Annotated in this window: 7 protein-coding genes and 2 tRNA genes; 2 read left to right on the forward strand and 7 right to left on the reverse strand. The window is 68.4% G+C overall.

The features are described 5' to 3' along the window. Positions 1 to 11 precede the first annotated feature (11 nt). The 4 genes from ACQKIP_RS37530 to leuC form a co-directional block, all read right to left on the reverse strand. On the reverse strand, positions 12 to 695 hold the full coding sequence (locus tag ACQKIP_RS37530; RefSeq protein ID WP_365864807.1) for an HU family DNA-binding protein: 684 nt from the start codon (positions 693 to 695) through the stop codon (positions 12 to 14). 173 nt (positions 696 to 868) lie between these two features. After that, positions 869 to 1,105 carry a hypothetical protein gene (locus ACQKIP_RS37535; protein ID WP_361194186.1) on the reverse strand — a complete coding sequence of 79 codons (237 nt, stop codon included), beginning with the start codon at positions 1,103 to 1,105 and terminating at the stop codon, positions 869 to 871. Between the two features lie 250 nt (positions 1,106 to 1,355). Next, on the reverse strand, positions 1,356 to 1,949 hold the full coding sequence (gene leuD / locus ACQKIP_RS37540; protein ID WP_365864810.1) for a 3-isopropylmalate dehydratase small subunit: 594 nt from the start codon (positions 1,947 to 1,949) through the stop codon (positions 1,356 to 1,358). Positions 1,950 to 1,954: 5 nt separating this feature from the next. Continuing rightward, positions 1,955 to 3,388, reverse strand: a complete 1,434-nt coding sequence (gene leuC, locus ACQKIP_RS37545; protein WP_365864812.1) for a 3-isopropylmalate dehydratase large subunit — start codon at positions 3,386 to 3,388, stop codon at positions 1,955 to 1,957. Between the two features lie 179 nt (positions 3,389 to 3,567). Here leuC and ndgR point away from each other — a divergent pair, with 179 nt between their 5' ends. Then, positions 3,568 to 4,287: an IclR family transcriptional regulator NdgR gene (gene ndgR / locus ACQKIP_RS37550; protein ID WP_190084720.1), complete on the forward strand. Its 720-nt coding sequence runs from the start codon at positions 3,568 to 3,570 to the stop codon at positions 4,285 to 4,287. Positions 4,288 to 4,393: 106 nt separating this feature from the next. Here ndgR and ACQKIP_RS37555 read toward each other — a convergent pair whose 3' ends face one another. Beyond that, positions 4,394 to 4,852, reverse strand: coding sequence for a DUF4188 domain-containing protein (locus ACQKIP_RS37555; RefSeq protein ID WP_365864846.1), 459 nt, complete (start codon positions 4,850 to 4,852; stop codon positions 4,394 to 4,396). A gap of 161 nt (positions 4,853 to 5,013) precedes the next feature. Between ACQKIP_RS37555 and ACQKIP_RS37560 the strand changes: the two genes are divergently transcribed. After that, complete coding sequence (locus tag ACQKIP_RS37560; RefSeq protein ID WP_365864814.1) at positions 5,014 to 5,670, forward strand: MerR family transcriptional regulator; 657 nt, start codon at positions 5,014 to 5,016, stop codon at positions 5,668 to 5,670. 49 nt (positions 5,671 to 5,719) lie between these two features. Here the strand turns inward: ACQKIP_RS37560 and ACQKIP_RS37565 are convergent. Beyond that, a tRNA-Glu gene (locus ACQKIP_RS37565) sits at positions 5,720 to 5,792 on the reverse strand. 62 nt (positions 5,793 to 5,854) lie between these two features. After that, a tRNA-Glu gene (locus tag ACQKIP_RS37570) sits at positions 5,855 to 5,927 on the reverse strand. Between the last annotated feature and the right edge of the window lie 32 nt (positions 5,928 to 5,959).

Here is a 5,959-nt window from a genome sequence, read left to right on the forward strand (position 1 = left end):
ACCTCGTGCCCTTACTTCTTGCGGGCGGTCGCCTTCTTGGCGGTGGTCTTGCGCGCCGTCGACTTCTTGGCGGGTGCGGTCTTCTTGGCCGTGGCCTTCTTGGTGGCCGGCGCCGTCTTCTTGGCGGTGGCCTTCTTGGCGGCGGGGGTGGCCTTCTTGGCCGTCGCCTTCTTGGCGGTGGCCGCCTTCTTCGCCGTCGCCGTGGTCTTCTTGGCGGTGGCCTTCTTGGCGGTCGCTGCCTTCTTCGCCGTCGCCGTGGTCTTCTTGGCGGCGGCCTTCTTGGCGGTGGCTGCCTTCTTCGCCGTCGCCTTCTTGGCGGTGGCCTTCTTGGCCGCGGCCTTCTTGACGGTCGCCGAGGCGCCGCCCGAAAGGCTGCCCTTGGGCGCCTTCTTGACCGCGACGTCGTTCTTCGGGAGCTTCTTCGAGCCGCTCACCAGGTCCTTGAAGCCCTGACCGGCGCGGAAACGCGGAACCGAGGTCTTCTTGACCCGAACGCGCTCCCCGGTCTGCGGGTTGCGGGCGTAACGGGCCGGACGGTCAACCTTCTCGAACGAGCCGAACCCGGTGACCGAAACACGGTCTCCGCTGACCACGGCACGGACGACTGCGTCCAGAACCGCGTCCACGGCGTCGGCGGCCTGCTGGCGGCCACCCACCTTGTCGGCAATCGCTTCTACGAGCTGCGCCTTGTTCACGTCTTCCCCTTCGGAGACCTCGCCCGAGCGTATTCGCCAGGCTTTTTCGCACGTTAGGCAGATATATACCGCAAATCAAACACGAAACGGGCTAATCACCCTTGTGCCGCAACGAACTCGGCTGTCCATGAGTTCCTCGGAGGTTCCTCGAAGGGCCGTTTGAGCCTTGTCGCTCAGGTGTCTTCGGGGAATCGGCCCTCGTCAGCTTGGTCGAGGTCCGCCATGAATCGCTCCAGACGCCTTGCCGCATCGGCGAGATCGTGTTTGGCCGCGGCCGTAATGACCAGCAGCTTCCGGGTCAGCGCCATCCGTACGCCCTCCGGGACTTGCAGTGCACGCACCCTTGAGTGCGCTTCCTTCAGTTGGTCCGCAACAAGCCCGTAGAGCTCGAGTTGGCTGTTACGTTCCATGCACCGATTGTGCCATCTGGGGCGAGTTGTCGCCTCCGCAGGGGGTAACTACCCACATTCGGCGCCCTCCTGAGGGTACCCGCTCGGAGCGAGTACAAGGGGATTTCAAGCCTCTTCTGCCGTCCGGATCAAGGGAGTTGACACCACCCGTTCAGGTCATCGGGTACCCCGCGGGGGCCAGACACAGATGTACCCCCAACCGTCCACGATTGGGGGTACACCAGGGTGCTGCGAGGGTCTTGCAGGGGTGTCAGACCTGCACCGTCCGGGGCTTGTACGAGCGGCGCTTCGACTCGTACTCGGCGATGGCCGACTCGTTCTGGAGCGTGATGCTGATGTCGTCCAGACCGTTCAGGAGACGCCAGCGGGCGTTCTCGTCGAGCTCGAAGTCGGCGGTGATGCCCTCGGCCCGAACCTGGCGATCCTGCAGGTCAACGGTGATTTCGGCCTGCGGGTCGGCCTCCGCGAGCGCCCACAGCGCGTCCACGACCTTCTGGTCGAGCACGACGGTCAGCAGGCCGTTCTTCAGCGAGTTGCCGCGGAAGATGTCGGCGAAGCGCGAGGAGATGACGGCCTTGAAGCCGTAGTTCTGCAGCGCCCACACGGCGTGCTCGCGCGAGGAGCCCGTACCGAAGTCGGGTCCGGCGACCAGGACCGTGGCGCCCTGGCGTTCGGGTTTGTTCAGGACGAACTCGCCGTCCTTGCGCCAGGCCTCGAAGAGCCCGTCCTCAAATCCGTCCCTGGTGACCTTCTTCAGCCAGTGGGCGGGGATGATCTGGTCGGTGTCGACGTTGCTGCGGCGCAGCGGGACGGCCCGGCCGGTGTGCGTGGTGAATGCTTCCATGGCTCTCAGACTCCGGCGGTCACGGGGGCGTCAGGGGCGTCGGTCAGGTCTGCGGGCGAGGCCAGATGGCCCGTCACCGCGGTGGCGGCGGCCACCTGGGGCGACACCAGGTGGGTGCGGCCGCCCTTGCCCTGCCTGCCCTCGAAGTTGCGGTTGGAGGTCGACGCGGAGCGCTCGCCCGGCGCCAGTTGGTCGGGGTTCATGCCCAGGCACATCGAGCAGCCCGCGTGCCGCCATTCGGCGCCCGCGGCGACGAAGACCTTGTCCAGGCCCTCCTCGATGGCCTGGAGCGCGACCCGCACCGAGCCGGGAACGATCAGCATGCGCACGCCGTCGGCGACCTTGCGGCCCTCGACGATGGAGGCCGCCGCACGCAGGTCCTCGATACGGCCGTTGGTGCAGGAACCTACGAAGACGGTGTCGACCTTGATGTCGCGCAGCGCCTGCCCGGCGGTCAACCCCATGTATTCCAGGGCCTTTTCGGCGGCGAACCGCTCCGAGGCGTCTTCGTACGAAGCAGGATCGGGGACCTGCGCCGAGAGGGGCGCGCCCTGGCCCGGGTTGGTGCCCCAGGTGACGAACGGCGAGAGCTCGGCGGCGTTGATGTAGACCTCGGCGTCGAAGACCGCGTCCTCGTCCGTCTTCAGGGTCTTCCAGTACGCGACCGCCGCGTCCCACTCCTCGCCCTTCGGGGCGTGGTCGCGGCCCTCGATGTAGTCGAAGGTGGTGGCGTCGGGGGCGATCATGCCCGCGCGGGCGCCGGCCTCGATCGACATGTTGCAGATGGTCATGCGGGCTTCCATCGAGAGTTTCTCGATGGCGGAGCCGCGGTACTCCAGGACGTAGCCCTGGCCGCCGCCGGTGCCGATCTTGGCGATGATGGCGAGGATCAGGTCCTTGGCCGTGACGCCGTCGGGCAGTTCGCCGTCGACCGTGATGGCCATGGTCTTCGGGGGCGCCATCGGCAGCGTCTGCGTGGCCAGGACGTGCTCGACCTGGGAGGTGCCGATGCCGAACGCCAGCGCGCCGAAGGCGCCGTGCGTGGAGGTGTGCGAGTCGCCGCAGACCACGGTGGTGCCGGGCTGGGTCAGGCCCAGCTGGGGGCCCACCACGTGGACGACGCCCTGCTCGACGTCGCCGAGCGAGTGCAGCCGCACGCCGAACTCGGCACAGTTCTTGCGCAGCGTCTCCAACTGGGCGCGCGAGACCGGGTCCGCGATCGGCTTGTCGATGTCGAGGGTCGGGGTGTTGTGATCCTCGGTGGCGATGGTGAGGTCGAGACGCCGCACGGGCCGGCCGGCCTGCCTGAGGCCGTCGAAGGCCTGCGGGCTCGTCACCTCGTGCAGCAGGTGCAGATCGATGAAGAGGAGGTCGGGCTCGCCTTCGGCGCGCCGGACGACGTGGTCGTCCCAGACCTTCTCCGCGAGTGTCCTACCCATCGCTTTCCCTCCGACCGGCTGTGTTGGGCCGGCCCAACTAGAGAATGTTCGTCCACGCCCGTACCCCTCGTGCCGCGCGTGGACCGCTTTCCGTTGGTCCGCGGATCGCACGTACAGGGTGACGTGTTCCATCGGAAATTGAACTTGCGTTTCACAGAGTGAGACGCGAGTATCGACGCATGGACAACTCTAGCGGCGTCGGCGTTCTCGACAAGGCGGCTCTCGTCTTGAGCGCCCTGGAGTCCGGTCCGGCCACCCTCGCGGGGCTGGTCGCGGCCACCGGACTCGCACGACCCACGGCACATCGCCTCGCCGTGGCACTGGAACACCACCGGATGGTGGCGCGCGACATGCAGGGCCGTTTCATTCTCGGCCCGCGGCTCGCGGAACTCGCGGCGGCGGCCGGCGAGGACCGCCTGCTCGCCACGGCGGGCCCGGTCCTCACGCATCTGCGCGACGTCACCGGCGAGAGCGCGCAGCTCTACCGCCGCCAGGGCGACATGCGTATCTGCGTCGCCGCGGCCGAGCGCCTCTCGGGCCTGCGGGACACGGTCCCCGTCGGCTCGACGCTCACCATGAAAGCGGGCTCGTCCGCGCAGATCCTGATGGCCTGGGAGGAGCCGGAGCGCCTGCACCGCGGCCTCCAGGGCGCCCGCTTCACGGCCACGGCCCTCTCGGGCGTACGCCGCCGGGGCTGGGCCCAGTCGATCGGCGAGCGGGAGCCGGGCGTCGCGTCCGTCTCCGCCCCCGTGCGCGGGCCCTCGAACCGCGTGGTCGCCGCCGTCTCGGTCTCCGGACCGATCGAGCGCCTGACCAGGCACCCCGGTCGGATGCACGCCCAGGCCATCATCGACGCCGCCGGACGCCTGTCCGAGGCGCTGCGCCGCACGGGCGGCTGACCCGCCGGTACTCGCACACAGCACAGAACGCCCGAGGGGCCGCCTCAACGCCGCGGCGGCCCCTCGGGCGTTTTCATGTGCCCTGCAATCTGTTTCCGTACGGCCCTCAGGCCGCCTTGAGCCGGTCCGCGGCCCTGTCCCCGCGGCGGCCGACCGGCACCACGCCGATGGCCTTGCCCAGGCCGAACTCCGGCATGTTGATGTAGACGGCCTCATGGGCGCCGGCCGGCACGTCGTACGTCTCGTGCCAGAAGCCGACCTTTCCCTTGCCCTCCCGTACCCGCCGGTTGAAGGCGGCCCAGGCCGGCCGGTGCTCCTTGCCCTGGTCGGACGCATAGGCGAGCAACTTCTCCGTCGATTCCCAGTACTGCACGACGTACAGCAGTCGCGGGCCGCCCAGCAGCAGCTGGTACCCCAGCATGCCGCTCCCCCGGTCCCGGGACAGCTCCTTCAGTATCCGCGGCATGGCACGGAAGACGGGCCACCAGCTGCGCACGGCACGGAAGTTGTTGATGCGCATCCCGATGGTGAAGACGGTCACGCCGCCCCGCGCATCGGCGGTCATGCGCCCTTCGATCGGCTTGGTGCTCACGATGATTCCCCCATCCAGAGAGCGTTGGATAGTGACGCTATCCATGATTGGATAGTGCCACTCCCCAAGTGGATGCGCAAGGGGAAGGCGACAGGACAGGCAAAAGGCAGGACGGCAAGAGAAGGAGCGAGCCGATGAGACTGGCGGAGCTCAGCACGCGCAGCGGGGTCTCGACGGCCACGATCAAGTACTACCTGCGCGAGGGCCTGCTCCCGCCCGGCCACCGGGTGACGGCGACGCAGTCCGAGTACGACGAGAATCATCTGCGGCGGCTCCGCCTGGTCCGGGCGCTCATCCAGGTGGGCCGGGTACCGATCGCGTCCGCCCGGGAAGTGCTCACCGCCCTTGAGGACGAATCCCTGGACCACAACTCCCGTCTGGGTACCGCCGTTTGGGCGCTCCCCCACGGCCCCGAATCAGCCGGGGACGACACGCACACGCAGGCCGCGCGGCACACCGTGGACGCGCTCCTGGACCAGCCCGACTGGGAGCACGCCCGGGAGTACGGGGACGATTCACCGGCGTACCGGATGCTGGTGACCGCGGTCGGCACGCTGTCCCGGCTCGGATATCCCTGCGCCGTCGGGGACTTGGCGCCCTACGCGCGCGCCGGGCGCCAACTGGCGGTCGCCGACCTGGACTTGATCGAGCGCTACGAATCCCCGGACGAGCAGTTGCAGGCGGCCGTCGCGCTCACCGTGCTCTACGAACCGGTACTCCTCGCGCTGCGCCGCATCGCGCAGGCCGAGGAGTCCAACCGCCGCTTCGGGCAGGGCGCCGAGGAGGAATGAACGACGAAGGGGCCTCCCCGCACGGGAAGGCCCCTTCGTCTTTTCTCTGTACCCCCGACCGGATTCGAACCGGCGCTACCGCCTTGAGAGGGCGGCGTGCTAGGCCGCTACACAACGGGGGCCCTAGCGATCCTGCATCGGTAGCAGTGGGTGCGACCCTGACTGCTTCCATGGGAAGGATCTGTACCCCCGACCGGATTCGAACCGGCGCTACCGCCTTGAGAGGGCGGCGTGCTAGGCCGCTACACAACGGGGGCGTTGCAGATAAGCTCTGCGAGCTGGCCTACCA

Origin of the sequence: Streptomyces sp. NPDC059900, assembly GCF_050270335.1 — a bacterium.
GTDB lineage: Bacteria > Actinomycetota > Actinomycetes > Streptomycetales > Streptomycetaceae > Streptomyces.